The 266-nt window shown below is 68.8% G+C and carries 1 protein-coding gene; it reads left to right on the top strand.

Annotated features, from left to right (window positions below; translation table 11 throughout):
- The coding region (locus C1X29_RS28660; RefSeq protein WP_146023320.1) for a dihydrodipicolinate synthase family protein at window positions 1-266 on the top strand (266 nt) is incomplete at both ends.

Below are 266 nucleotides of genomic sequence, written 5' to 3'. Positions count from 1 at the left end.
CTTCGACGAGAAGGGGCGGATTGACATCGACAGCCTCCAGAGCCTCATCGACTTCAACGTCGCGGCCGGGGTACACGGCCTGGGCGTGGCGCTGGGCTCCGAGATCTTCAAGTTCAGCGAGGGAGAGCGGGAGCTCGTGACCCGCACGGTCGTGACCCATGTTGCGGGTCGCGTGCCGGTGGTCATCAACTCCGGCGCGTCGGGCACCGACCTCGCCGTGCTCTACAGCCGCGGCGCCGAGGCAGCAGGGGCCGACGCGCTCATGG

This window comes from Pseudomonas sp. GW456-12-10-14-LB2, assembly GCF_002884345.1.
Taxonomy (GTDB): domain Bacteria; phylum Pseudomonadota; class Gammaproteobacteria; order Pseudomonadales; family Pseudomonadaceae; genus Aquipseudomonas; species Aquipseudomonas paraglycinae.
The sequence above is the reverse complement of the archived record's forward strand: the minus strand, read 5'-3'. Positions and strand labels throughout refer to the sequence as shown.